Below are 23,424 nucleotides of genomic sequence, written 5' to 3' on the forward strand. Positions count from 1 at the left end.
TGGGGTGGCGGAGGCACCGGGGTTTGTTCCGGCTGGGACGCCTGGCGGCTCAGGGGGGAGCCCCTCCAAGGCGCTTAGGACTGTGGCCGTTGGGCACACCAGATGTGTTGCTGGGGCGGGTGGCCGGCAACAAAAAGCCCCGCTGCCGGAGGCAGCGGGGCAGGGGCCTCAGGCGTTGGTGGTTCAGGCGTTGGCGGCCAGCCAGGCGGCCAGGTCGGCCGGGCCATGGAAGTCGAGCAGGGCGTCGGCCAGGGCTTCCAATTGCTCCAGCGGCAGGGCCTGGATCTGGGCGGTGATGGCGTCGCTGAGGGGGCCGCAGCGGCGGTTGAGTTGGCGGAGTGTAACAGCCGCTTCGCCTTCCTGGCGGCCCTCCTGTCGGCCCTCCTGGCGGCCCTCGGCAAGCCAGTCCTGAACGGCGCGGGTGTGGCGGATTTCTTCGCGGGGGATGCCGGCAATCACCATGATTTGCTCCTCGGTGAGTTCAGGAAACCGTTGCACCAGCATAGGCAGCACAACCGTGTCTAGATCAGGCCGCCTGGCCAGAATCTGCTGACTGCTGGCCGCCAGCTCGCTCTCTGGGCGCACCGGCAAGGTGAGCAAGTTGAGCAGGGGGTCGAGATCTGGCTGCTGGCTCAGCTCCTCCAGGCTGATCCAGTGCACCTCCTGCAAGAGCACCTTCAGGAGTCTGGGCAGCTTGGTGGGGCCGAGGCCGATCCGCTTGTGAGGCGTGATCAGCACAACTTCCAGGTGTTCCAGCTGTGGGTGCCGCTGCAGAAAGCGGTAGCTCTGCGCCGCCAGGCGGTGGTGGAAGCCTGGATCCGGGTGCATCTGCACCTCCAGCAGCACCACAGGGAAGTCGGCGCAGCCGATTTCAGCGCAGCCGGTGCTTTGGCGGGGCCACAAAACACCATCGAGGCGGTGGCTCAGCTCTTTAATCTCCAGTGCCTCAAAGCGGTAGAGGCGATCGCCGGGGGCTGTCGGGTCAAGTCCCAGTGCGGTGGCGGCGGTGGCTGAGCCGGGCAGCAGTGAGCGGATCAGATCGGGGGCGCTCTGGAAGACGCGGTAGTACCAGCGGTCGGTGTTCAATGGCAGCGGGCGCTGGCTGGCGAAAAGGTAGCCGCGGCGTGGGGTTGGGGCTGCAGGTCGTGAGGGGGCTTGGTGTGCGTGGAGCCTCGTTGGTGGCAGGAGGCTGAGTGGCTTGTTCCGGCTGGGACGCCTGGCGGTTCAGGGGGAAGCTCTCCAGATCAGGTTCACGTCCGCAAGCCGTGCCGCGAGTTCAAGCATCTGATCCGGCCCGGCGGGGTTCCGGTGGCGGTAAAGCCCAGTGCGCAGCATTGAAAAGCAGTCTGGAGCTCTCTTTCGATGAAGGTCACCGTCGCCGTGGTGATTGAACCGGCTGGCACCGGCTTTTCGGCCTACGTGCCCGACCTGCCGGGGTGTGTGGCCGCTGCCTCCAGCCGCGAGGCCGTGCTGGTCGAGATTCGAGCCGCCATCCAGTTCCACCTGGAGGGCCTGGAGATGGTGAGCGTGCAGGGAGGAAGCGCTCCAAAGAGCCCTAGCATGAAGGCATGAAAACCAGGGCAGCATGAAAACCGTCAAGCAGATTGGGGCCAGCGGCCAGATCTCTTTGGGCAAGGAGTTCGCTGGTCGCACCGTGGTGGTCGACAGCCGCGAGCCCGGGGTCTGGGTGATCAAAACGGCCCAGACCATCCCCGACAGCGAGCTCTGGCTGCATCAACCGGAATCCGCGGCTCGTCTCGATCGGGCCATGGCTGCCATGGATCAGCCTCCTATCTCCGCGGATCTCGACGCCCTGGAGCAGCACCTGGGGATGTTGTGATTCGGCTCGACCTCAACAACCCGGAGTTTCAGGCCAATCTGCTGGCCTTGGAAAAGTCAGAGGCCTGGGCCGTGCTCAAGACCCTGCGCCTGCTTCAGGCGATGAGCTGGGAGCAGCTGCAAGGCAGCAAGGGGCTGCGCTGGGAGCTGATCCAGAGCCGCCAGGGCTCTGCGGGTGAACGGCTGTATTCCCTGACGATCAGCCGCAGCTGCCGAGCTGTGGCCTGGCGCGATGGCTCCTGGCTGAGGTTGCTCTCGCTCCACCCCGATCACGACTCGGCCTATTGATCGGGATCAGCCATCGGCCCCCTCTCCCACACACCAGACGTTCAGCCCCGCCGCCCGCGCTGCCGCCGCATCGGCCTTGGCCCGCGCATCAAACAGCCAGGCCGGCGATGCGCTGCTGTTGCCAGCTGTTGAGCGCCACTACCTGCTGCCAGTAGGCCGCCACCTCCTGGAGGCCGTAGTGGCCGCAGAGGTACACCAGGTTGAGGATGTCCTTCTGGAAGCAGCTGCCGCCAAAGCCCGGACCGGCCTTGAGAAACTTGGAGCCGAGGCGGGTGTCGCTGCCGATTGCCCGGGCCACCTCCTGCACAGCCGCTCCGGTGGCCGTAGATCGCCGCCAGCTCCTCGATCGCTTCGGAATCCTCGCCCCCGATCAGCACCCGATCGGGGGCCTCCAGATCGGCGATGGCCGTGCCCTCCGCCAGGAACTCCGGGTTGGAAAGCACGGAGAAGGTTTTGCCATCCGCAGCCTGGGCGGCGCTGAGGATGGTCTGCACCGTTTCGGCAGTGCGCACCGGCAGGGTGCTCTTCTCCACCACGATGGTGTGCCCCTGGGCGGCGGCGGCCACCTGGCGGGCGGAGGCCTCGATCCAGCGCAGGTCACTGGCCTGGCCGGCCCCCACACCCTTGGTCTTGGTGGGGGTGTTCACCGAGAGGAACACCGTGTCTGCCCCGGCGATCGCCCTCTCCACCGCAGTGGTGAAGTGAAGGTTGCGGCACCGCGCTCAGCCCACCACCGCATCGAGCCCCGGCTCATACACCGGCAGCTGGCTGCGGTCGGGGTCGTTCCAGGCGGCGATGCGTTCGGCGTTGAGGTCCACCACCGTGACCTGGATGCCGGGGCAGCGATCGGCGATCACCGCCATCGTGGGGCCGCCCACATAACCGGCGCCGATGCAGCAGATGCTGCGAATCGTTGTGCTCACGCGCCCAGGGCCTCGCGGAAGTAGGCGATGGTGGGCTCCAGCCCCTGCTCCAGCGGCACCGTGGGCTGCCAGCCCAGCTCCTGCTGCGCCAGCGCGATCACCGGTTGGCGTTGCAGCGGATCATCCGCCGGCAGCGGTTGTTCGATCAGCGGCAGCTCCGGATTGATCCGAGAGCGCACCAGCTCCGCCAGCTGGCGGATCGTGAATTCACCGGGGTTGCCGATGTTGATCGGGCCGGTGTGCTCTCCGTTCATCAGCCGGATCAGGCCCTCCACCAGATCGTCCACGTAGCAGAAGCTGCGGGTCTGGCTGCCGGTGCCATAGAGGGTGAGGGGCAGGCCTTTCAGGGCCTGCACGATGAAGTTGCTCACCACCCGGCCGTCGTCGGGCAGCATGCGCGGCCCGTAGGTGTTGAAGATCCGCGCCACCCGAATCTCGGTGCCGTGCATGCGCCGGTAGTCGAAACACAGGGTTTCGGCGATGCGCTTGCCCTCGTCGTAGCAGCTGCGCAGGCCGATCGTGTTGACGCAGCCGCGATAGCTCTCCGGCTGGGGGTGCACCTCGGGATCGCCAAATACCTCACTGGTACTGGCCAGCAGCAGCCGGGCCCCCACCCGGCGGGCCAGGCCCAGCATGTTGTAGGTGCCCAGGAAGCTGGTTTTGGCCGTCTTGATCGGATTGAACTGGTAGTGCACCGGCGAGGCCGGACAGGCCAGGTGCCAGATCCGGTCCACCTCCAGCCGGATCGTTTCGGTCACGTCGTGGCGGATCAGCTCGAAGCGCGGATGGCCGATCCACTGGCGGATGTTCGCCTTGCGACCGGTGAAGAAGTTGTCGAGGCAGAGCACCTCCTCGCCGGCTGCCATCAGCCGGTCCACCAGGTGCGATCCCACGAAGCCGGCGCCGCCGGTGATCAGGTTGCGGGGGAGGGAGGCGGGCATGCAACAACGCAGTGGGGGCTGAGGGGCGCTTTCGGGCTGGGACGCCTGGCGGCGCAGGGGCGAGATCCTCGGATCGGGCTCAAGGCCACGCATCCAGCCGTGTTTTCACGGATGCCCCTTGCTGCGCTCCCGTGCTGCTCTTGCAGGAGGTCTGAGCGAGTGAATGACGTGAAGGTTGGTGCGGTGATCAAGCGCTTGGAGGCGGCCGGCTGGTTCCTGGCAGCCACCCGGGGCAGTCATCGCCAGTTCAAGCATCCGATCCAGACCGGCAGGGTTACGGTGGCGGGAAAGCCCAGTGATGAACTGGCGCCAGGCACCCTGCGCAGCATTGAAAAGCAGTCAGGAGTTGAACTTCGATGAATCACACCTACGCCGTGGTGATTGAACCGGCTGGCACCGGCTTTTCGGCCTACGTGCCCGACCTCCCGGGTTGTGTAGCGGCTGCATCCACCCGCGAGGCCGTGCTGGCCGAAATCCGAGCCGCCATCCAGTTCCACTTGGAGGGCCTGGCCAGCGAGGGACAGGTGGCGCCTGCCTCCAGCAGCTCAGTGGAGATGGTGAGCGTCTAGGGGCTCAGGTGCTGGGGCTCCTGACAGCTCAAGGGGTGAGCCTCTCTCGTGTGATGGCGCGTCAGCGATAGACCGCGCGGCGATGGCCGATGCGCACCACGAGGATCACCAGGTCGCTGCGCTGCCATTCGTAGACCACGCGGTAGTGGCCCACCCGCAATCGCCGCAACCCTTCGAATTCACCCTTGAGCGCAGAGCCGGCGGCAGGCGATCAGCCTTGGGGAGTGCGGCGAGCGCTTGGCCGCGGACGGGCTGTGACTCAGCGACCAGCATCCGCAGCGAGCAGCGCATGGCGCACCTCCGCCCAGTCGAGTGCGGGGTCTGCCGGATCCTTCAGTGCTGCCACTCCGCAGCGCAGATCCTCGATGTCGTCGAGGTAGTACTCGATGGCCTGGCGGATGATGTCGGCCCGGCAGCGGTTGAGTTGCTGGGCCGCCGCATCCAGCTCAGCACCAAGGGCGTCGGGCAGCCGGGCCGTGACCTGAACCATTGGAAAACTCCGCGAAGTCGCGGAGATGTCAGTGACATTGTTCTAAGGCTGCAGCCCGTGCGGAGCTGGGGTGCCTGGCGGCTCCGCCAGCTGCCACTGGCCCTGCCCAGCCGGCGCACCAGTAGCCCGTACACCTCCTGTTTCTGCGTGGGCGAGAGCAGAAGGCACCCGGATATCGGATCAGCCCAGCCTCACCAGCTGGTGCAGCAGCTGCTCGCGGAACAGGGCCACGGTGCTGGCCAGCCCCTCCGCCAGCGGGATCCGCGCCCGCCAGCCCAGCGCCGTCAGCCGGCTCACATCGAGCTGCTTCTTCGGGGTGCCGTCGGGCTGGCTGGTGTCCCACGTGATCGCGCCGCGGAAGCCCGTGGCTGCCGCCACCGCTTCCGCCAGCTCGCGGATGCTCAGGTCCACGCCAGTGCCCACATTCAGGTGGGTGAGGGGCTGGCCGTCGTCGGCGCGAGGGGCATCCACCGCCGCCGGATCCCAGTGCTCCAGGGCGAACACGCAGGCCTCGCCCAGGTCGTCCACATGCAGGAATTCCCGCAGTGGCGTGCCGGTGCCCCAGCAGCTCACGCGCTCGGCCCCGGCCTCAGCCGCTTCATGGAAGCGGCGGATCAGGGCCGGGAGCACGTGGCTGTTCTGCGGGTGGTAGTTGTCGCCCGGCCCGTAGAGATTGGTAGGCATCAGGCTGATGGCATCAAAGCCGTGCTGCCGCCGCAGCGCGTCGCACAGCTGGATGCCGGTGATCTTGGCGATCGCGTAGGCCGCGTTGGTGGGCTCCAGCGCCCCCGTGAGCAGCGTCTCCTCCCGGATCGGCTGCTCAGCGAACTTGGGGTAGATGCAGCTGCTGCCCAGAAACAGCAGCCGTCGCACCCCGGAGCGCCAGGCCGTTTCGATCACATGGGTCTGGATCTTGAGGTTCTGCAGCAGGAAATCGGCCGGGTAGCGACTGTTGGCCCCGATGCCGCCCACCTTCGCCGCCGCCAGCACCACGACCGTGGGCTGGTGCTCGGCCATCCAGGCCGCCACGGCCGCAGGATCCAGCAGATCCAGCTCCGTGCGGCTGGCGGTGAGCAGGGCGCCACCCTGGGCCGGATCGCCGTAGCCGGCGCGCTGCAGGGCGCGGCAGATGGCGCTGCCGGCCATGCCGCGGTGGCCGGCCACATAGAGGCGGTCGTCGGGGGTGATCAGCACGCTCATTCGTGGCTGCCCACCACCTGGAAGCCCTCGCGGCGCAGGGTGGCCTCCTTGGCGGCCTCCTCGCGGTCGTGGCTCACCATGTCGGCCACCAGCTCCTCCAGGGTCGTGGTGGGGGTCCAGCCCAGCTTCGCGTGGGCCTTGCTGGGATCACCCAGCAGCGTGTCCACCTCCGCCGGGCGGAAGTAGCGGGGATCGATGCGCACCACGGTGGCGCCGGTGTCGGCGCGGCGGCCGAACTCGTCCACCCCATCGCCCTGCCACTGCAGGCCGCCCCAGCCCAGCTGGGCCGCCGCCAGTTCGATGAAGCGGCGCACGCTCTCCTGGCGACCCGTGGCGATCACGAAGTCCTCCGGCTGCTCCTGCTGGAGCATGCGCCACTGCATCTCCACGTAGTCGCGGGCGTGGCCCCAGTCGCGCCGGGAATCGAGGTTGCCCATGAACAGGCACTGATCCAGCCCCGCATCGATACGGGCCAGACCGCGGGTGATCTTGCGCGTTACAAAGGTTTCGCCGCGCCGCGGGCTCTCGTGGTTGAACAGAATCCCGTTGCAGGCATACATCCCGTAGGCCTCGCGGTAGTTCACCGTGATCCAGTAGGCATAGAGCTTGGCCACGCCGTAGGGGCTGCGCGGATAGAAGGGGGTGGTTTCCCTCTGCGGTGTTTCCTGCACCAGGCCGTAGAGCTCGCTGGTGCTCGCCTGATAGAGGCGGGTTTTCTGCGTCAGCCCCAGCATCCGCACCGCCTCAAGGATCCGCAGCGTGCCGAGGGCATCGGAATTGGCGGTGTATTCCGGAGCCTCGAAGCTCACCGCCACATGGCTCTGGGCACCGAGGTTGTAGATCTCATCCGGCTGTACCTGCTGGATGATTCGGATCAGGTTGGTGCTGTCCGTTAGGTCGCCGTAGTGCAGCACAAGCCGGGGATCCAGCTCGTGGGGATCCTGGTAGAGGTGATCGATGCGGCTGGTATTGAAGCTGCTGGCCCGGCGCTTGATGCCATGCACCACGTAGCCCTTCTCCAGCAGCAACTCCGCCAGATAGGAGCCATCCTGGCCGGTGATGCCAGTGATCAGGGCAGTTTTACGGAGGCTTATCGCGGGAAGCGTCACAACGCTGTCTCCACCGCCAAGCGATCCTCAGGGGCGACGGTGATCGGGAGTGTCATCGTAACCACTAACAGCAACGCGGCGACGCCGCAAACGGAGACAGCAGCACAAAGGGCAGGCCCAGCAACATGAGGCACACCAATACTGAGATCAGAGGGAATGGATACAGGAGAGAGAAAAATCTCCTGATCCGATCACGTGCTGGCGAGGTGCTCCTTCAGCCAAAACACGTGAGCCCGTCAATCGGCAGCTGGCCAACTCAAACAGTATTGTAATCGCATTGTAGCCCAAATTCACCGCCTTGCAACTGTTGGGGGCCAGCCCCTGCGGACCGCGGTCGAAGGGGGGGGCAGGCGGAAACCGCCCTGGTGGCGCCGATCCTTAGCGGCCCAGGTCATAGAAGCGCCGGCCGTCGTTGCGCCGCCGGTCGTGCTGGCGGGCAGCGCGGAGGCTGAACTGGCTTACCGAAGGGTTCGACACCAAGGGGTCAACATGGGCCACCTGCTGCCACAGCTCCCGGGGCGCCCAGTGCACCGTGTAGGTGGCCGGATCCTGCTTGACCACATGGCACCAGTGGCTCTGACCACAGGCAGAGCAGAACAACTCCTCCAGCCACTCGTTGGGCAGCACCAGCACCGGATGGGCCTGGATCACCAGCCGCGCCTTCTTGTCGGTCATGCCCCGCTGGCGGAGCTCGTCGGCGCTCAGCAGATGCAGAAAATACCGGGGGCCCTGGCCGTAGACCCGCTGCTCGGGATGGACAGGACAGAACAGCCGTCGGCGCCTGGAGCGTCCGCGGCGGCGCCTGTCCTGCGACGGCTGGCGCTCAGCGCCAGTTTCCGCGGCGTCCATGCCGACAGGAATAGAGGCAGAGTTAGATGTAACAACCATGGATTCAGCGGTCAGTTACTACGATGCGCCGCGCATGGCAAGCAATTCATCATAAGGTTCTCACTCTCGCGGCGGACGACCTCTTTCGCAAACCCTAGCACGAGGAGCGGCTTTATGCTGGTTTTGTGTAAAGTCGCTCCTCGTGCATGGTGCCAGACCTGGATGGGGGCGTGTACACGCTACTGGGGCTGATCTCCCCATGTCGGTGCAGCTTCGCTCGCCAGGCCGCACAGGGCCTGCCATTGGCTCGGCAAGGGGCTGGTGCCCGGATGAATCTGCATCAAATAGTCCAGCGCCTGCAGGGGGGAGAACCCCTGCGAGCGCACCAGCCAGGCCATGCACACCAGGGGTGAGCGCTCCATCGACGCCAGGCAATGCACAAAAACAGGACCCGCCTGCTGTAGACGGGTCAACACATCGAGGGCCTGCAGCAGGTCTGCAACCTCGATCGACTGGTCGGAGCGATGGTCCGGAAGCACCAGACGGGTCGTGACGAAGCGATCCAGGCCCGGCGGTGCTGCGGCTTCCGCCTCGCTGCAGAGTGAGAAGATGGCGGCCAGGCCCTCACGCTCCAGCAGCTCACAGTGTTCAGGTCGTCGCGGAGCAGGTCCGAGCGCCAGTCGCTGGCGAATGACCCAGCTGATCCGGAAGCGAGGCCCTGAATGACGACCAGCCGAGTTGAGCACCGATTCAGTTGGCTGTATTGATCAGGCGAAACAGGGTCCAGATGTTCACCAGTCCCGAGATCGGTGTGCTGATGGCACCGATGGCATCGGAGGCAACAGCCAGAGAGGAACGGTGCACGATGACGGTGTCGTTGTCCCGCAGGGGTGGATTCTGGGCATTGGAAGCTCCCTGGGCCAGATCCAGCCTGAACCTCCGGCGTGTCACGCTGCCATTACGGTTCAGGCGCACCAGTTCAATGTTGGTCTTCTTGCCCCGCCAGGTTTCAAGACCACCGGCAGCCAGCACCGCCTGCATCAGCGGGGTACTGGCCGGTAAATCCAGCCTGCCTGGCGTCTTGACCTCGCCGATGACATTCACGTTGATCACCTGGGGGGAAAGATTGGCCGCCGCCAGCTCAATGGCCTCGGCAACCGGTTCAGCCGCCCGACCTACGCGAATGGTGTCGCCATCAAACAGCAGTGGATTCTGCAATTGATCCCCCTCACTGACCAGGGCGAGTAGATCCAGGCGGGTGCGCTTGAAACTGGGAGGATCACCAGGGAGGCGTCGTTGTAGCTCGACCGTGCGGAGATCGGCATTGAGCGTGATGCCACCGGCCTTCTGAATCGCATCCACGATCGACGGGAGCCCGCTGACAGTGATCGCGGGTCCACCTTCGGTCTGGGTGGTCTCATTAGCAGACATCGTATAGATTCCCGGGCGCTCCACTTCGCCCACTAGCGCTACCCGCATCGGGCGTGGCCTGACCACCCGTAACAACAGTTCCGGCCGCTGCAGCTGGCGGGTGTAGAGCTTGGTGAGCCACTGGCTGGCCTGCGACAGAGTCAGGCCCACCACCCGGGCGGAGCCGATCAAAGGCAGCGGAATCGTGCCGTCGTTCAGGACCTCCAGTGTGCCAGACAGCTCGGGGGCGTCAAAGAATTTCAGCTCCAGCTGGTCTCCAGGGCCTAAAAGATAGGCATCATGTTGTAGCTCAACTGGGGCAGGCACGGCCGATGGTGCCGCTCGAGTGGCTGGGGCCACAGCAGTCCGGGTCGTGACTGCCGGCACTGCTGCCGCTCCTGGTCGAGCCTGGGCCCCTGTGGTGGCACTGCCATAAATGAGGAGGGCCGTGATTCCAGCGGCCATCCGGTGCTGGCGGCGTTGCTGCGGATCAACACGCGATAGCCGAAGCACCGGAAGATTGAGCGGGGGGGACCAAGTGTCCCACGCTCCCTCGCTGGCTGCCAGAGGCGCCGGTACATTGCGGCCAATGCCCACAGCCGGTCGCGATGTCCAACCTGATCCCCAGGCCCGGCACATCCCCGGTATTGGTCGCCAGCGCCGATGGCCAGTCCCTGGCGCCACCGCTGGTGTCGCTGCCAGAGGCTCAGAGTGAGGAGATCAACCTAGGAGAGCTCTGGGCCGCCATCAGGCGCCGCCGCCGCCTGGTGGCCGTGACGGCGGCTGTCTGCCTGCTCATCACTGCCGCCTACACCGCCAGGCAGCGTCTGTTCAATCCCGTTTACGAGGGCTCGTTCAACCTGCTGATCACCGATCCGATCAGCGCCCAGACCGAGGGGGGCGGCAGCGGCAGCGGGACCCAGGGCAACGTGATCGAACAGCTGGCCCGCAACACCTCCAATGTGGACATCCCCACCCTGATCGAGGTGCTGCGCAGCCCGCTGCTGCTGGACCCGATCGCCCGCCGCTTTGACACCTCGGCGGCCGACCTGGCAGGGCGCATTGCCATCGTCACCGGCGGCGATCGCCGCCAGAGCGCCGAGGGGGTGCTCAAGGTGGCCCTGACCGGCACCAACCCAGTCCAGGCCAAGCAGCAGCTGCAGGCCCTCAGCCAGTCCTACCTCAACTACTCCCAGCAGCAGCGCCAGCAGCGCCTGGCGGAAGGCATCAAGTTCCTGAATCGCCAGGCCCCCCTGCTGCAGGCCAAGTCCAACGAGATCCAGGGCGAACTGGCCCGCTTCCGCCGCACCAACAACCTGCTGGAGCCCAATCTGGAGGGTGGAGCCCTCAGGGAGCAGGTGGCGGCGCAGCAGGTGCAGCGGCGGGGTCTGCAGGCCGAGCGGGCCCGGCTGCAGTCCGTGCGGCGGGGCATTGAGGACGGCAGTCTCACGGCAGTGGGGTTCCAGGAGGCTGTCAGCACCGGCCCTGGCGGCGCTGAGAGCGGTGGCGGTAGCGGTGGCGGTAACGGCGGCGGGGTGTCGATCACCAGCCGCAGCCAGTCGATGCTGCAGCAGCTGGCCGATCTGGAGAAGCAGCTGGCCGAGACCCGGGCCCGGTACACCCCCTCCTCGTCGATGGTGCGCGGGCTGCAGGCCCGCCGCGACCGCCTGGCTGACCAGGTGCGCAGCAGCCAGATTGAAGCCGTGGATGCGGCCCTGGCCCTCAATGCCAGCCGGCTGGCGACCAACCAGGGTGAGATCAACCAGCTCAACAGCGCCTTCCGGCTGCAGCCGGCCCTGATCAAGCAGTACGACGATCTGCAGCAGCGCCTCAAGATCGCCAACGACAACCTGGCGGCTTTCCTGCAGACCCGTGAGACGTTTCAGCTGGAGATCGCCCAGCGCACCGTCCCCTGGAAGGTGATCGCCGAACCGCAGGTCAACCCGGAGCCCGTCAAGCCCTCAGTGCCGCGCAATCTGCTGCTCGGCGGCCTGCTGGGGCTGGTGGCCGGTGCCGGTGCTGGCCTGCTTCGGGACCGGCTGGACCATGTGTTCAACAAGCCCCAGGACGTGCGCGAGGAACTGAATGAACCACTGCTGGGCCATATTCCCCACATTTCCTACCTCAGCGATGTACGCCGGGATGAGCGCTTCCTGCTGGAGGAGCTGGACCGCACTGCCGCCGAGCCCAGGGACAGCGCGACTGGCGACAGCACCAGTGCCAGCAAGACAACCCGAGCGTCCTACGTCGCCAGTCCTGCGGCAGGACGCTCGGGAGATGAGCGCCAGCTGCGCTACCAGCGGTTTTTCTATCAGGAGGCCTTCCGCAACCTCTACACAAGCCTGCGCTTCCTCAATGCGGAGCGTCCGTTGCGCTCCGTGGCCATCACCAGTTCGTTGCCGGCCGAGGGGAAAAGCCTGGTGAATGTGCTGCTGGCCAAAACCCTCTCCGAACTGGGACAGCGGGTACTGCTGGTGGATGGGGACATGCGCAAGCCCCAGCTGCACAAGCGCCTGGGCATGGACAACCTGCGCGGACTCTCCAACCTGCTTGCCGGTGATGTGAGCCGCTGGCAGGAGGTTGTGCAACCGGTGGCCGGCTACCCCAACTGGAGTGTGATCACCGCCGGCCTGCGCCCCCCCGATCCCACCCGCCTGCTGAGCTCGCAGCGCATGCAGCAGCTGATTTCAACCCTTGCCGCCTCCGGGGACTTTGACCTGATTCTCTACGACACCCCTCCCGTACTGGGGCTGGCCGATACCGCCCTGCTGGCGGAGCATCTCGATGGACTGATTCTGATCGTGAGCCTGGAGCGGGTGGATCGCAGCCTGCCGCGGGAAGCGATCAGTCGGATTCGCTCGGCCCGTGCCCAGCTGCTTGGCGTGGTCACCAATGCCGTACGCGAGGACCCATCGACAAACCACGCTTACGGCTATCGCTATGGCTATCGATACGGCTACCGCTATGGCTATGGCTCCTACGATTACCGAACGGCCTATAGTTATTACGCAGAAGATGATGGGGCTTCCGATGGCCCCTCCCGATCGGGCCTGGCCTCAACTTCACGGTCATCAACGTCCACCACTGCACAGCCGGAGCGGCCGTGGCGCCGCGGCCTTGCGGGCCTGCAGCGCCAGCTGCGCCGTGGCCTGAACTGGCTGGACCGCTGAGCCGGCAGAGGCGCCAACCACCATGTCCCCTGGTTCCCCCCTCGTTCCCTCCGCCTTGGTCCTGCTGCTGGCCGGCAACCTGCCGGCAGCCCTGGCCGGGCCACCGGTGTGGGTGCCAGTGGAGACCCTGCCGCCCCTGCCCCCCCTGAGTATCCAGGCCAAGGGCCAGTCCAGTCGTCAGCTGGTCTGGGAAGTGGTTCCCGCAGCCCCAGTCCTGGCGGCGCCACCGGCCGATGCCCAGCCGGTGGCCAGGAGTTCAGCGGTGCCCACCGGCCAGCTGCTCTGGGAGCCGGTACTGCCGGGAAATGGCATTGACCTCGAGGCCGAGCTCGCCAAGAAGCCTGCCCCCTCGGCCCTGACGATCCTGCCGCCGGCTCCGAGTGGGCCGACCTTTGCCAATCTCCGCGCCCTCTGGCGCGACGATGACTGGAAACCCCAGATCAGCAATCTGGTGCCGGTGGGGTTCGGACCCCAGGGTCCGATGCTGAGCCTGGGGGGACGAGGGATCGACTGCACCACCGGTGCGGGACGCTGCCGGGTGCCGGAGTCCTACAACGCCTGGCGTGATGGCATCGAACGGCAGGGGGATGCCTATCTGAACACAGCCTTTGGCTTTGGCGATTCCCTCAACCTGGTGGGCATCGTCATCACCAACACCACCCAGGGCGTGTCTGGATCGGGCCCTCGCGGGCAGGATCCGTTCCTGGGCGGCAACATGACGGGCTTTCACATCACCCGCAACTTTGGCTACGACACAGCGATGCGCCTGGGTGTGGAGAACTGGATCCGTTGGGACTGGCCGCAGGCTGACCTACAGAAAAATGCCTATGGCGTGATCAGCCAACGCATCCGTCTCGGCTCCACCCCGGAGGGATGGTTCCAGAATCTCTATCTCACCGCCGGTGCTGGCAACGGGGCCTTCCGGCCCCTGGACAAGCAGATCGGCGCCCAGATTGCTGCCCAGAAGGCTGCTGGCTGCTACACGTTCAATTATGTGCCCCCCAGCAGGATCGATTGCTCCGCCAATACCCGTAGCCGAGCGGTGCGTGATGGCGGTGATTTCGGCAACTTGAACTTCATCGGTGCGGCCGCCATTGAGGTGGTGGATGGTCTGCACCTGATCGGCGAGTGGAGCGGCAGAAACCTGAACATGGGACTCAGCATCCGGCCTTTTCCCGAACTCGGCCTGGTCATCACCCCTATGTTTGAGAACATCATCCGCAACAGTGATTACGGCAATGGCATCGAGATCCCCGGGGCGCCCTCCATTGCCATGCCGGATAGCGTCCTGACGGACCGGGTGCGTTTCTCCCTCCAGGCCAGTCTGGAGTTCAAGTTCTGATGGGTGCCGCGTCAGGTGGGTCGCCTGCCTCGCGTGAGTGGTCGACTCCGGCAGAGGCCTGGATGATCCGATCGGGAGCTGACTGATGCCCAGGCTCATCCGCACGCTCTCCGAGACCTACATCCAGACCCTGGGCCAGCAGTTCCGCCGGCAACAGTGGCTGGCCCTCTTGGAGATCACCAGGCTGGCAGCCCTGGTGCCCCAGCAGGCCCATCCGCTGGAGCTCTACTACCGCGGAGCCGCCCTGTTGCACCTCGGCCAGCTGGATGAGGCCCGCTTCTGTCTGCAGCGTGCCTGGACCCACTCCCCCCAGGATCCACGCCTGGCCTATTTTTTGGGTCGGACCCTACTGGCCCAGGGGGATGCCCGGGGGGCCCTGCCGCCCTTGGAGATGGCCTATGGCCAGATCCCCCTGCAGGAGAGCTGCACCGCCGCTTACTGGTACGTCCGGGCGTTGCTGGAGGCCGGTGAGGGCCAGCAGGCGACCGCCGTGCTGACGACGGCGCTGGCCTGCCACCCCAACGACCGCCACCTGCTGGGGCTGCGCCGGCTCTGCCAGTCAGCGGATCAACCCGAGAGCCCTGGTCCACGGGGCCAGGACCGATGGGACGCTGGGGACTCGGTCAACAGCTGCGACGTCCTGCTGCTGATCGACGGGCAGACCGTTGTCTGCACGGGCCATGCCCAGGTCTCGCTGCAGGGTCAGTCCCTGCGTCTGCTCAACCGGTCCCAGGCAGCCCGTCAGAGCGGCACTGTCCAGTTCCAGCTGCAGGGGGTCGTTGAGCGGCCTCTGTCGCAAGCCCAGGGTGGCTACCGCTTCTGGGCCCGCTTCCAGTGGCCATCCCCGGCCAGCGAGCCCCAACAAAACCAGGCGCCAGGCCTGTTCCAGCTGCAGATGGGAGATGGCAGTCACGCGGCGAGCCATCTTGTCGAGGCGAGCCATGTCCTTGATCTGCGCGATCAGCCCTGGCCCCAGGCCGCCGAAACCTGTCTGGCTGCCCTGCAGCTCCAGGGCGTGCCGCTGCGTGACGCCCTCCGCTGGCTGGCGGCCGTGATCGGCCCAGCCATGGTGGCCCTGCATCGCCAGGCAGTAGCGGCCCAGCGACGCCTGCCTGAACCGCCCCAGCCCCAGCTGCTCCAGTTCGGTCCCGCTGCGCGGGAGGTGGGGCTGGCGGCCCCCCCGGCTGAGGTGGCGATCCTGATCCCCCTGTTTCGGCGCTGGGATTTCATCCGGGCCCAGCTCTCCGCGTTTGCCCTGGATCCCTCCATCAACAGCGGCAGGGTGCAGGTGCTCTACATCTGTGATGACCCCAGCATCGAGGCCGATCTGCTGGGCTGGTGTCAGAGCCAGGGACACCATGCCGGCCTGCCGTTTCAGGTCTTGCTGCAGCCCAGTAACCAGGGCTTTGCGGCCAGCATCAACCAGGCAGCACGCCTGAGCGAAGCGGACTACCTCTGTCTGTTCAACTCCGATGTGCTGCCCGGGTCCGCGGGCTGGCTGGAGCTGTTGCTGCAGGCCTGGCGTGACGATCCGGAGGTGGCGATCACCACCGGCCTGCTACTCCATCCCGATGGCTCCCTGCAGCACGCCGGCATGGAGAGCATCAGCAAACCTGAGCTGCCGGGTCTGCGGTTCAATCATCATCCGGGCAAAGGGCTGGCCTGGGGGGGCGGGGACCAGCCCCAGGCCATTGCGCTCTGCAGCGGTGCGCTGATGCTGGTGGAGCGGCACGAATTTCTGGAGCTGGGCGGCTTTCGCACCGATTTCATCCGCGGCGACTTTGAAGACTCCGATCTCTGTCTGCGCCTGCAGCAGCGCGGCCGCCGCTGCCTGCTGGTGCCCGCCGCCCGGCTCTGGCATGGCGAGCGCCAGAGCATGCCAGGCCGCGGGGCTGGCGCCGATGGGCTTGATCAATGGCGTGTGCTCACCAATGCCTGGATCGCCGCACCCCGCCCGGTCATCTCTCGCCCTGCTCAGCCGCCATGAGTTCTGCCCCTCGTCCCTTCCGGCTGCTGGTGATGGCCCACGGCCATCCGACCCTGAACCGTGGCGGCGGAGAAAACGCCGCCTATGCCCTGCATCGCTACTTCCAGCGGCAGGCAGGGGTGGAGAGCCGTTTCCTGGCGGCCGCTGACGAAGAGCATCTGGCCTATGGCAGCTCCATCGGCAGCCTCGACGATGGGCAGGGCGGCCGTGATCTGCTGATACGCCGCTCCGGCTGCCACTTCTTCCATCCCAGTGCGGTGGACCTCAGCGATGGAGGGGAGCTGGCCAGCTGGGTCGGGGAGTGGCAACCGGATGTGGTCCATCTGCATCACTTCATCCATTTGGGGCTGGATCTGATCACCGCCCTGCGGCACTGGCTACCTGCCAGCCGCATCGTGCTCACCCTGCACGAATTCCTCAGCATCTGCCCTTACAACGGCCAGCTGCGGCGCCGGGATGGCCTGCCCTGCGAGGGGCCCTCCAGCCATGGCTGCCGGCAGTGTCTGCCCGAGCGCTCGGCCATGGATCTGCTGCTGCGCGATCAGCTGATCCGCCTGGCGCTGGCCAGGGTGGATCACCTGATCAGTCCCAGCCTCTATCTGGCTGAGCGGTTGCGGCAGCAGGGCATCGGCCGGCGAACCATAGCCATCTCCGGGAGGGCGATGCCGGAGATCAGCGTGATCGACAACCTACTGGGGTTGCCGTTGGGTCCGGTTCCGCCTGCCCCGGCGCCCCGCCTCGCCCCCACACTGCGCCTGGGTTACTTCGGCCAGATCACGCCCTTCAAGGGGCTGGATCTGATCCTGGAGGCCCTGGAGCTGGTGGTGCGCAGCAACGCCGGCCCTGTGGTGCTCACAATCCACGGCACGGATCTGCAGCAGCTGGAGCATTGGCCGGAGGACTGGCAGGCCTGTCGCCAGCAGATCGACAAGCGCCTGAAACGGTTATGTGGCCATGTGGTGGTCCATGGCCCCTACGGCCAGGGCCAGATCCCGCAGCTGATGGCCGAGGTGGACTGGGTGGTGATGGGCTCCCGCTGGCCTGAGAACTCGCCGGTGGTGATCCAGGAGGCCCTGGCCTGCGGTCGCCCCCTGCTGGTGCCGGGCTTTGGCGGCATGGCGGAGAAGGTCCTGCACGGGGTTCAGGGACTGCACTACACCCCGGGTTCCGCCGTGGCGCTGGCTGAAGCGATCCACCGCTGCCTGCACGATCCCGCCCTCCAGCCCGCCCTGGCGGTCAACTGCCGGCGCCACCGGGATCGCGACGCCGAGCTGGCGGCTCAGCACTGGCGGGTCTACCGCAATGAGGGCCTGCCGCTGGGACCCGGCCTCACCCCAGCAACTCCCGCTGCCGGCGACCAGGCCAGGGGCTCCGCGACAGAGCGGCCAATCGATGTGCTCATTCCCGTCGGGCCCAAGGACCGCGAGCTGCTGGCCGTCGTTGTGGCTGCCGTACGCCGCCATCTGTGTGGCCAACGCCGCATCCTGCTGGTCTCGGCCGATCACCAGGACCAGCACTGGTGCCGTGATCCCGAGGTGGAGTGGCTTGATGAACGCGAGTTCCCTCCCGGCAGCGAAGCCCTGGCCCAGATTCTGGGCGCCGATGCCGCCCTGGGCTGGTGGTGGCAGCAGCTGATCAAACTGCAGGCCCAGCGGCAGCTGTCCGAGCTGGCGGACCATCTGCTGGTGCTCGACAGCGAGACCGTCCTGCTGCGCCCGGTGCGTTTCCTCGATGGCCAGGGCCGATCGCTCCTGCATCCGGCCAGCGAGGACAATCCCACCTACAGCGCCCACCGGCAAAGGCTGCTCCCGGATCTGCAATGCCAGACGCCAGGCCTGTCCGGCATCACCCACTGCATGCTGTTCGACCGCCGGATCCTTGAGCGGTTGCACGCCCATGTGGAAGCCATCCACGGCGTTCCGCTCTGGCAGGCCTTTCTGGCCCAGGTGGATCCCCTGCATCGGCGGCAGGGCGGTGCCAGCGAATACGACCTCTACTTCCACTACGCCCTGCAGTTCGCCCCCCAACTGGTGCGGCTGCGCTCCCTGCCCTGGAAGGTCAGCGGTGATCTCGATGAGCTACTTCGCCTTGACCAGGCCTACATCACCTTCCACCGTCACCTGCGTGAGCAGTGGCAGCAGCACCTGCAGGGGTATCGGGCCTGGCAGCAACGGCAGGAGGGAGGGATGGCCAAGCCGAACCCCCTCAGCGCGTCGGCCGCCAGCCCGGCTCCCCCGGCAGGCTGATGGGCCGGCCGTCCTCCCAGTAGCCACTGGCCTGGCGGGGCCACCAGGGCTGGCGTTGCCGCAGCCGGGGGCCCCAATGGCTGAGCATCCACTGCCGCGCTTCGGCCTCACTCGCACTGCGATAGGCGTCACGGCTCTGCGACTCACGGTGCACCAGGACGGCCTCCGGCACCACCACATTGCGGTAGCCCAGCTGCGCCAGCCGCAGCCCCAGCTCCACATCGTTGAACTCCACCGGCAGGGCTTCCTCCAGCCAACCAACCTGCGCCAGTAGGGAGCGCCGGAGCATCATGCAGGCGCCAGTGACGGCCCCCCAGCTCGTGAGATAGCTAGAGCGGCCGCGATGGACGCCGTGATCCAGTGGCAGACGCCGGTAGGGATGGAAGATGGCGTCGCGCACGCCAACGGCGATGCCGGCGTGCTGGATCGCGCCGTCTGGGTAGGTCAGCACTGCCCCCACTGCCCCGATGGCCGGCCGCAGGGCCTGGCCCGCCATCGCCTCCAGCCAGCCCGCTGCCGTGGCCTCGGTGTCGTTGTTGAGCAGCAACAGCAGCTCGCCGCGGGCCTGGCGCGCCGCCACATTGTTGAGGCGGCTCCAGTTGAAGGGGCCATCATCCCGATGGATGGTCAGGCGGCGGCCCAGCCGCTGCTGCCAGATCCGCAGCAGCTCGGCGGTGGCCTGCTCACGCGAGCCGTTGTCGACGACGATCAGTTCCAACTCCAGCCCTGCGGGCGAGCGACCTGCGAGCGCCGCCCAGGCCGTGGCCCGCAGGCTCTCCAGGCAGGGGGCCAGCAGATCGGAGCGATCCCTGCTGGGGATGATCACTGAGCAGAGGCAGGTGCGGGGAATGGCCCAGCTGATTCGGAACCCCGTACCCCGTTCGCGATGGGGTTCCACCTGGGTCACAACCTCACCGATCTGACGCAGATGCGCCTCCAGGGCCCTGGCTTGGGTGAGCGATGCCGGACTGACCAGCCCAGTGACCTGGATAGGGCGTTGATGGACCAGGATCGACCCCAGATGCAGCTGGCGAGGGCAAACCGCCAGGGCCTGCAACTGCCAGGCCAGCCACTGTTCAGGGTCCGGTGGAGGTGGCGGCAGTCCCCGATCCCGCAACCAGTCGATCCGCCAGATCGACAGCGTCCCAAGCCAGGGTGTGCTCCAGAAGCTCTCCGGGGTGTAGTCGGGCTTGAACCAGGGATCCCCGCGACGGCCCTGCGGATCCAGCCGGTCTTCATCGACGCTGATCAGATCCGGCAACCAGGGATCGCTGCGCACCTGCAGGGCCGCCTCCACCGCCGCCAGGGCCCCGGGTCGCAGCACCGCCTCCGGTTCCAGCAGTACCAGCCAACCCTGCTGGATCCGCTGGTCCGACCAGGAGGTATGCGACGGGCAAGCCCGCCTGTCCGTCCTCCAGCTGAGCCATTGCTGTCGCAGTGGTGTCTGCTGCTCAGGCAGGGCGGGCTCATGCTGCGCCAACCAGTGCCGATAGCAAACGGGCCCCAGGCCCCGGGTCAGCCGCTCCCCCGCCGCCACGGTGTCCAACCGCTGCTCCGTGCACCGATGCAGCTCCAGCGCATCCGCCGGGCGGGCGGCCAACGCGGCCTCATAGGCCACCATCGCCCGCATCAACTCCCCCCGCTGGCGCCAGAGCTCCCCCAGCTCCAGCCAGTTCCAGCCCAGCTCCCGATCCAGTCGGCAGCTGTTGCGCAGCAGCTCCAAGGCCTCCTGCCAACGTCCCTGGTCACTGGCCTGCCTGGCCTGCTGGTAGAGCTGGCGGGCCTCACCCGTTGGCGGCATGGGACTGGTCGGTGAAACGGGAACTGCCATCCACCGGTCCAGCGTCGAATCAGGCTCTTTCCAGCCAGGAACCGACGATAGGGAGCCAAGCGATGGGGACCAAGCAGTGCGCCCACTGGGAGCTCATGCACAGGTCCAGGCTCCCGACGCCCTGACCTGGCCCCCGGATCATCGAGCACCTGGTCGCACCGGAACTGTTGACCCGGATCGACCTTGTGGCGTCCCTATGAAGTCAGGCTAGCATCATGGAGATACGCTTGATCCATCATGTCCTTCGCGCAACCACCCGACTTCCCGTCGGAAGACTATTTTGTCCTTGGCGCTGGAAATAGTAGCCTGAATCAGTCGACCGCCACCGATAATCTTATTATCAATGGCAGTGATGGTAACAACTCAATTACGTCCGGATCGGGCAACGACTCCATTTCAGGCGGAGATGGCAACGACACGATCAGCGGCGGAGATGGCGATGACCTGATTACCGGCAATCAGGGACAGGATGTCTTGAACGGTAATCGGGGCAACGACCCACTGCGCGGCGGGCAGGGTGCGGATACCATTCGCGGCGGTCAAGGCGACGACTTCGCCAATGGAAACCTGGACAACGACTTCCTGAACGGCAACCTAGGCAATGACACCGTTTTCGGAGGCCAGGGAAACGACACTTGCTTTGGCGGGCAAGGCAATGACTTTGTCAGCGGCGGCCTGGGCGATGACCTTCTCAACGGAAATGTAGGCAATGACACCCTGACTGGCGGCCTTGGGGCTGATCAGTTCATTTTCTCCGAAGGAAACGACCTGGTTGCCGACTACACCTTCGGCCAAGGCGACCGCATTGTGGTGCCGGCTGGCGCGGCCCCCACTTATGAGGTTGTCAATGGCAATGTCCTGATGACAATCGCAGGGATTGGCACTACGATCTTTGAGAACACCTCCCTCGAGGCGGTGCAGAATGGCATCCTATTTGGCTCGATTTAGATTAGCGGCTTTCTCTACGTATTGCTGGGATCGCATGCCGATTTCAACTTCTCGTTGAGTTGGGGCGAGCCAAGGCCACCATGACCTCGCCTCGCTTCTCGCTCTGGTGGGCTTTGGCCGTCAAAAAGATCTGCTCACCAGATCCATGCTTCTCCAGCAGGTGGCGGCAGGTCAGGATCGTTGTCTCATGAGGGCGCCCGCCCTTCTTAGTGGGTATGGGGTCGGAGGGCTCGATTCGCTCGATCAGTGCTTACCAGAGAACCACCGCCTCCATCTCCACCTAGAACTTCTCGCGTTTAGCCTGCTTCTCGGCGATGGTCTGCTCGTAATCAGAGAAGCCGAGCTGCTTGCCGCCCATCCACCCTGCCCTCACAGGGCCACTGCCCCGCAGATGGGCTGGATGGTCCAGGGTTTCCCCTAGCTGATTAGCACCGAAACGTAGAGTCTGGCCTCGGCCACCAACAGATCAGTGGGATCCGGCTTCAAAGGGAAGCCACGCCGGCCGCAGAAACCAGAGGAACCCCTCGCGCCGTGGATTGGGCCCCACCTGATAGGTGCTGCCCGCGGCGCCCCCGGCAGGCCGCGACGCAGTTGACTGAGTCGCCCTTAGAAGGAGACCGCCTGGGATGACGTCACGCACTCGGCCCGTGGTGCTGACGCTTGTGGTGGTGATCTGCCTGGTGCTGGCGGAGCAGATCGCCCGCGGGCTTGGCATCGAACGCGCCGGTGGCCTGCTCTGTCTGGCGAACCTGGCCACCTTGGTGATCGGCATCAAGCTGGGCTGGCGTCAGGCCCTGCTGGGCATGGGCAGCCTGGCCTTGCTCACCATCCCGGCCGTGCTGAGCCAGAGCGATCCGGCCGCGGGCACCGTCGTGATGACGATCACAGCCCTCGGCCTGGGCCTGAGCGCCCGGTGGCAGCTGCAGCCGGTGTACTGGCTGATGGTGGTGAGCCTCTGCCTGCTGATTACCAACAGTCCGCTCGCATCAACCGCCACAACCAGCGAACTGGCGAGGCTGGTCCTCGCCATGCTCGCGTCAGGCAGCCTCACAACCCTGCTGCTCAGCAAGCTGCTGCCCCGTCAGGACGGGGTAGACACCCCAGGAGCGTTTGCAGTGGCCCATAGCTGGCGCCGCGCCCTGGCCTATGGCCTGCTGCTGGCCGCCACCACCCTGATCAGCACCCCGATCGCCCTGCAGCACCACTGGCACATCAATGGGCTTTGGTTGATCCTCACGCCGTTCCTGGTGCTGCGGCCGTTCGTGCGGGATGCCTGGAGGGTTGCCCTGCATCGCTCCCTGGGAACCCTGGCCGGCGTTGTACTGGTGATCGTGCTGGCCCCGGCCCTGCCCCACAGCCTCCCCCTTCAGGTGCCAGCCATCGCCCTGGCCGCGCTCACTGCCGCGATCGCGGCACGCCAAGGCCATCCGGCGCTGATGGTCGCCGCCCTCACCGCCACGATCGTGCTGTTCAACAGCAACGCCACCGACCTGCCGCAGATGGCCGACAAGCGTCTGCAGGCCTGTGCCATCGGCATCGCCATCAGCCTGGGTGTGATGGCCCTCGCCCACCCGATCGAGCAGCGCTTTCAGGCGGCCCAAGGCGGGCAACCCCTTTGATCCCTCCAGATCGGAGAGGAGTCACCCCACCAGTGAGTCCTGTAACCCCGTCAAGGGTGACTGCGCGCGGGGGCTCAAGCCGTGAATCCTGCTTTGGGGCGTGTAGTCGGCAAGCGCACGGCGGCCTCCGTGCGGCTTGGGTCATGCCTTGGGAGGCGGATCGCTCCGCTACAGCGCGATGGTGAGGCTGCAGAAAGCCCTGCGGGGCGCTCTGACGACCTCCCCCTCGAAGCTGCTGCCGATCGGCAGAGCGGGCCGCCCCCGATCACTGAGCTGACTGCCTTTGTGAACGACATCCTCACCGCAGAGGGTCCAGCGCAGCCTGAGACCCCCGCATGAGCTCCCCAGCACGCCCCGACTGCCAGCCAATGGCCTGGGGCCGGGGAAGGAGCACTGCACCCTCAGGACGAAATGCGGCATGACCGATCCTTAGCCCACCTCAAAGAGGGTGCTAATTGAAAATAAACCTAAACAATCAGGGGGCTATTCGGCTGAATCGACTAAAGGGAACGCTCTTACGCCGGCAATCATGCGTTTTACAAAGACACGCATCTGATCGCTGAAACTTCAGTATCCTCCGACACTAGGGAAACTCTGGACAATAGAGGCTTGAGTGCCCGCTTAGATCAGCCAATATTCTTTAAGCCTGGATTGGCCTCTAGCGTCGCAAGCTGGTGGCTCAGT

General features: G+C 66.0%; 20 protein-coding genes and 2 pseudogenes. 11 read left to right on the forward strand and 11 right to left on the reverse strand.

What is annotated here, in order from left to right; genetic code table 11:
* Nucleotides 1-183 precede the first annotated feature (183 nt).
* Nucleotides 184-1,086, reverse strand: coding sequence for a DUF2887 domain-containing protein (locus tag CJZ98_RS04675; RefSeq protein WP_094588848.1), 903 nt, complete (start codon nucleotides 1,084-1,086; stop codon nucleotides 184-186).
* 276 nt (nucleotides 1,087-1,362) lie between these two features.
* On the opposite strand from CJZ98_RS04675, the gene CJZ98_RS04680 reads away from it, so the two are divergent.
* The 3 genes from CJZ98_RS04680 to CJZ98_RS04690 are packed head-to-tail and all read left to right on the forward strand — an operon-like array spanning nucleotide 1,363 to nucleotide 2,127.
* The gene (locus CJZ98_RS04680; protein ID WP_094588850.1) at nucleotides 1,363-1,572 is read left to right on the forward strand and encodes a type II toxin-antitoxin system HicB family antitoxin; all 210 of its coding nucleotides are present in this window, start codon (nucleotides 1,363-1,365) and stop codon (nucleotides 1,570-1,572) included.
* 13 nt (nucleotides 1,573-1,585) lie between these two features.
* A complete protein-coding gene (locus CJZ98_RS04685; RefSeq protein ID WP_094588851.1) occupies nucleotides 1,586-1,840 on the forward strand; it encodes a hypothetical protein in 255 nt (84 codons plus the stop codon).
* Nucleotides 1,837-2,127, forward strand: a complete 291-nt coding sequence (locus tag CJZ98_RS04690; RefSeq protein WP_094588853.1) for a hypothetical protein — start codon at nucleotides 1,837-1,839, stop codon at nucleotides 2,125-2,127. The genes CJZ98_RS04685 and CJZ98_RS04690 overlap by 4 nt, the downstream gene beginning before the upstream one ends.
* A 91-nt stretch (nucleotides 2,128-2,218) precedes the next feature.
* Here CJZ98_RS04690 and CJZ98_RS04695 read toward each other — a convergent pair.
* Both CJZ98_RS04695 and CJZ98_RS04700 read right to left on the reverse strand, forming a co-directional pair.
* Nucleotides 2,219-2,990 (reverse strand): annotated as a pseudogene (locus CJZ98_RS04695) (nucleotide sugar dehydrogenase); the annotation flags it as partial.
* Between the two features lie 56 nt (nucleotides 2,991-3,046).
* Nucleotides 3,047-3,991 (reverse strand): UDP-glucuronic acid decarboxylase family protein, encoded by a 945-nt coding sequence (locus CJZ98_RS04700; RefSeq protein ID WP_094588855.1) that lies wholly within the window; start codon nucleotides 3,989-3,991, stop codon nucleotides 3,047-3,049.
* Between the two features lie 159 nt (nucleotides 3,992-4,150).
* Here CJZ98_RS04700 and CJZ98_RS04705 point away from each other — a divergent pair, with 159 nt between their 5' ends.
* Both CJZ98_RS04705 and CJZ98_RS04710 read left to right on the forward strand, forming a co-directional pair.
* Complete coding sequence (locus CJZ98_RS04705; protein WP_232756198.1) at nucleotides 4,151-4,351, forward strand: type II toxin-antitoxin system HicA family toxin; 201 nt, start codon at nucleotides 4,151-4,153, stop codon at nucleotides 4,349-4,351.
* Nucleotides 4,348-4,560 (forward strand): type II toxin-antitoxin system HicB family antitoxin, encoded by a 213-nt coding sequence (locus tag CJZ98_RS04710; RefSeq protein WP_094588857.1) that lies wholly within the window; start codon nucleotides 4,348-4,350, stop codon nucleotides 4,558-4,560. The genes CJZ98_RS04705 and CJZ98_RS04710 overlap by 4 nt, the downstream gene beginning before the upstream one ends.
* A gap of 61 nt (nucleotides 4,561-4,621) precedes the next feature.
* On the opposite strand, the pseudogene CJZ98_RS04715 reads toward CJZ98_RS04710, so the two are convergent.
* The 7 genes and pseudogenes from CJZ98_RS04715 to CJZ98_RS04745 all read right to left on the reverse strand — a co-directional run.
* Nucleotides 4,622-4,750 (reverse strand): annotated as a pseudogene (locus tag CJZ98_RS04715) (type II toxin-antitoxin system RelE family toxin); the annotation flags it as partial.
* A 69-nt stretch (nucleotides 4,751-4,819) separates the two neighbouring features.
* Nucleotides 4,820-5,050 (reverse strand): ribbon-helix-helix protein, CopG family, encoded by a 231-nt coding sequence (locus tag CJZ98_RS04720; RefSeq protein ID WP_094588861.1) that lies wholly within the window; start codon nucleotides 5,048-5,050, stop codon nucleotides 4,820-4,822.
* A gap of 180 nt (nucleotides 5,051-5,230) precedes the next feature.
* The gene (locus CJZ98_RS04725) at nucleotides 5,231-6,250 is read right to left on the reverse strand and encodes a GDP-L-fucose synthase family protein (RefSeq protein WP_094588863.1); all 1,020 of its coding nucleotides are present in this window, start codon (nucleotides 6,248-6,250) and stop codon (nucleotides 5,231-5,233) included.
* Entirely contained in the window at nucleotides 6,247-7,359 is a 1,113-nt protein-coding gene (gene gmd / locus CJZ98_RS04730; RefSeq protein ID WP_232756199.1) for a GDP-mannose 4,6-dehydratase, read from the reverse strand. The genes CJZ98_RS04725 and gmd overlap by 4 nt, the downstream gene beginning before the upstream one ends.
* Nucleotides 7,360-7,737: 378 nt before the next feature.
* The gene (locus CJZ98_RS04735; protein ID WP_094588865.1) at nucleotides 7,738-8,208 is read right to left on the reverse strand and encodes a hypothetical protein; all 471 of its coding nucleotides are present in this window, start codon (nucleotides 8,206-8,208) and stop codon (nucleotides 7,738-7,740) included.
* 218 nt (nucleotides 8,209-8,426) lie between these two features.
* Nucleotides 8,427-8,933 (reverse strand): protein-tyrosine phosphatase family protein, encoded by a 507-nt coding sequence (locus CJZ98_RS04740; RefSeq protein ID WP_094588867.1) that lies wholly within the window; start codon nucleotides 8,931-8,933, stop codon nucleotides 8,427-8,429.
* Nucleotides 8,934-8,937: 4 nt separating this feature from the next.
* The gene (locus tag CJZ98_RS04745; RefSeq protein ID WP_232756200.1) at nucleotides 8,938-9,924 is read right to left on the reverse strand and encodes an SLBB domain-containing protein; all 987 of its coding nucleotides are present in this window, start codon (nucleotides 9,922-9,924) and stop codon (nucleotides 8,938-8,940) included.
* Between the two features lie 281 nt (nucleotides 9,925-10,205).
* On the opposite strand from CJZ98_RS04745, the gene CJZ98_RS04750 reads away from it, so the two are divergent.
* The 4 genes from CJZ98_RS04750 (at nucleotide 10,206) to CJZ98_RS04765 (ending at nucleotide 18,342) form a co-directional block, all read left to right on the forward strand.
* A complete protein-coding gene (locus CJZ98_RS04750; protein WP_094588871.1) occupies nucleotides 10,206-12,767 on the forward strand; it encodes a polysaccharide biosynthesis tyrosine autokinase in 2,562 nt (853 codons plus the stop codon).
* Between the two features lie 55 nt (nucleotides 12,768-12,822).
* Nucleotides 12,823-14,109 (forward strand): hypothetical protein, encoded by a 1,287-nt coding sequence (locus tag CJZ98_RS04755; protein WP_094588873.1) that lies wholly within the window; start codon nucleotides 12,823-12,825, stop codon nucleotides 14,107-14,109.
* 85 nt (nucleotides 14,110-14,194) lie between these two features.
* Nucleotides 14,195-16,096 carry a tetratricopeptide repeat protein gene (locus tag CJZ98_RS04760; protein WP_094588875.1) on the forward strand — a complete coding sequence of 634 codons (1,902 nt, stop codon included), beginning with the start codon at nucleotides 14,195-14,197 and terminating at the stop codon, nucleotides 16,094-16,096.
* On the forward strand, nucleotides 16,093-18,342 hold the full coding sequence (locus tag CJZ98_RS04765) for a DUF6492 family protein (RefSeq protein WP_198537497.1): 2,250 nt from the start codon (nucleotides 16,093-16,095) through the stop codon (nucleotides 18,340-18,342). The genes CJZ98_RS04760 and CJZ98_RS04765 overlap by 4 nt, the downstream gene beginning before the upstream one ends.
* Here the strand turns inward: CJZ98_RS04765 and CJZ98_RS04770 are convergent.
* Nucleotides 18,302-20,143 (reverse strand): glycosyltransferase family 2 protein, encoded by a 1,842-nt coding sequence (locus CJZ98_RS04770; protein WP_108723281.1) that lies wholly within the window; start codon nucleotides 20,141-20,143, stop codon nucleotides 18,302-18,304. The two genes, CJZ98_RS04765 and CJZ98_RS04770, sit on opposite strands and share 41 nt — an antisense overlap.
* A 267-nt stretch (nucleotides 20,144-20,410) precedes the next feature.
* Here CJZ98_RS04770 and CJZ98_RS04775 point away from each other — a divergent pair, with 267 nt between their 5' ends.
* Both CJZ98_RS04775 and CJZ98_RS04780 read left to right on the forward strand, forming a co-directional pair.
* A complete protein-coding gene (locus CJZ98_RS04775; protein WP_094588881.1) occupies nucleotides 20,411-21,121 on the forward strand; it encodes a calcium-binding protein in 711 nt (236 codons plus the stop codon).
* Between the two features lie 626 nt (nucleotides 21,122-21,747).
* Nucleotides 21,748-22,740 (forward strand): FUSC family protein, encoded by a 993-nt coding sequence (locus CJZ98_RS04780; protein ID WP_094588883.1) that lies wholly within the window; start codon nucleotides 21,748-21,750, stop codon nucleotides 22,738-22,740.
* Nucleotides 22,741-23,424: the final 684 nt, after the last annotated feature.

It is taken from the genome of Vulcanococcus limneticus LL (assembly GCF_002252705.1).
In the GTDB taxonomy this organism is placed as follows: domain Bacteria; phylum Cyanobacteriota; class Cyanobacteriia; order PCC-6307; family Cyanobiaceae; genus Vulcanococcus; species Vulcanococcus limneticus.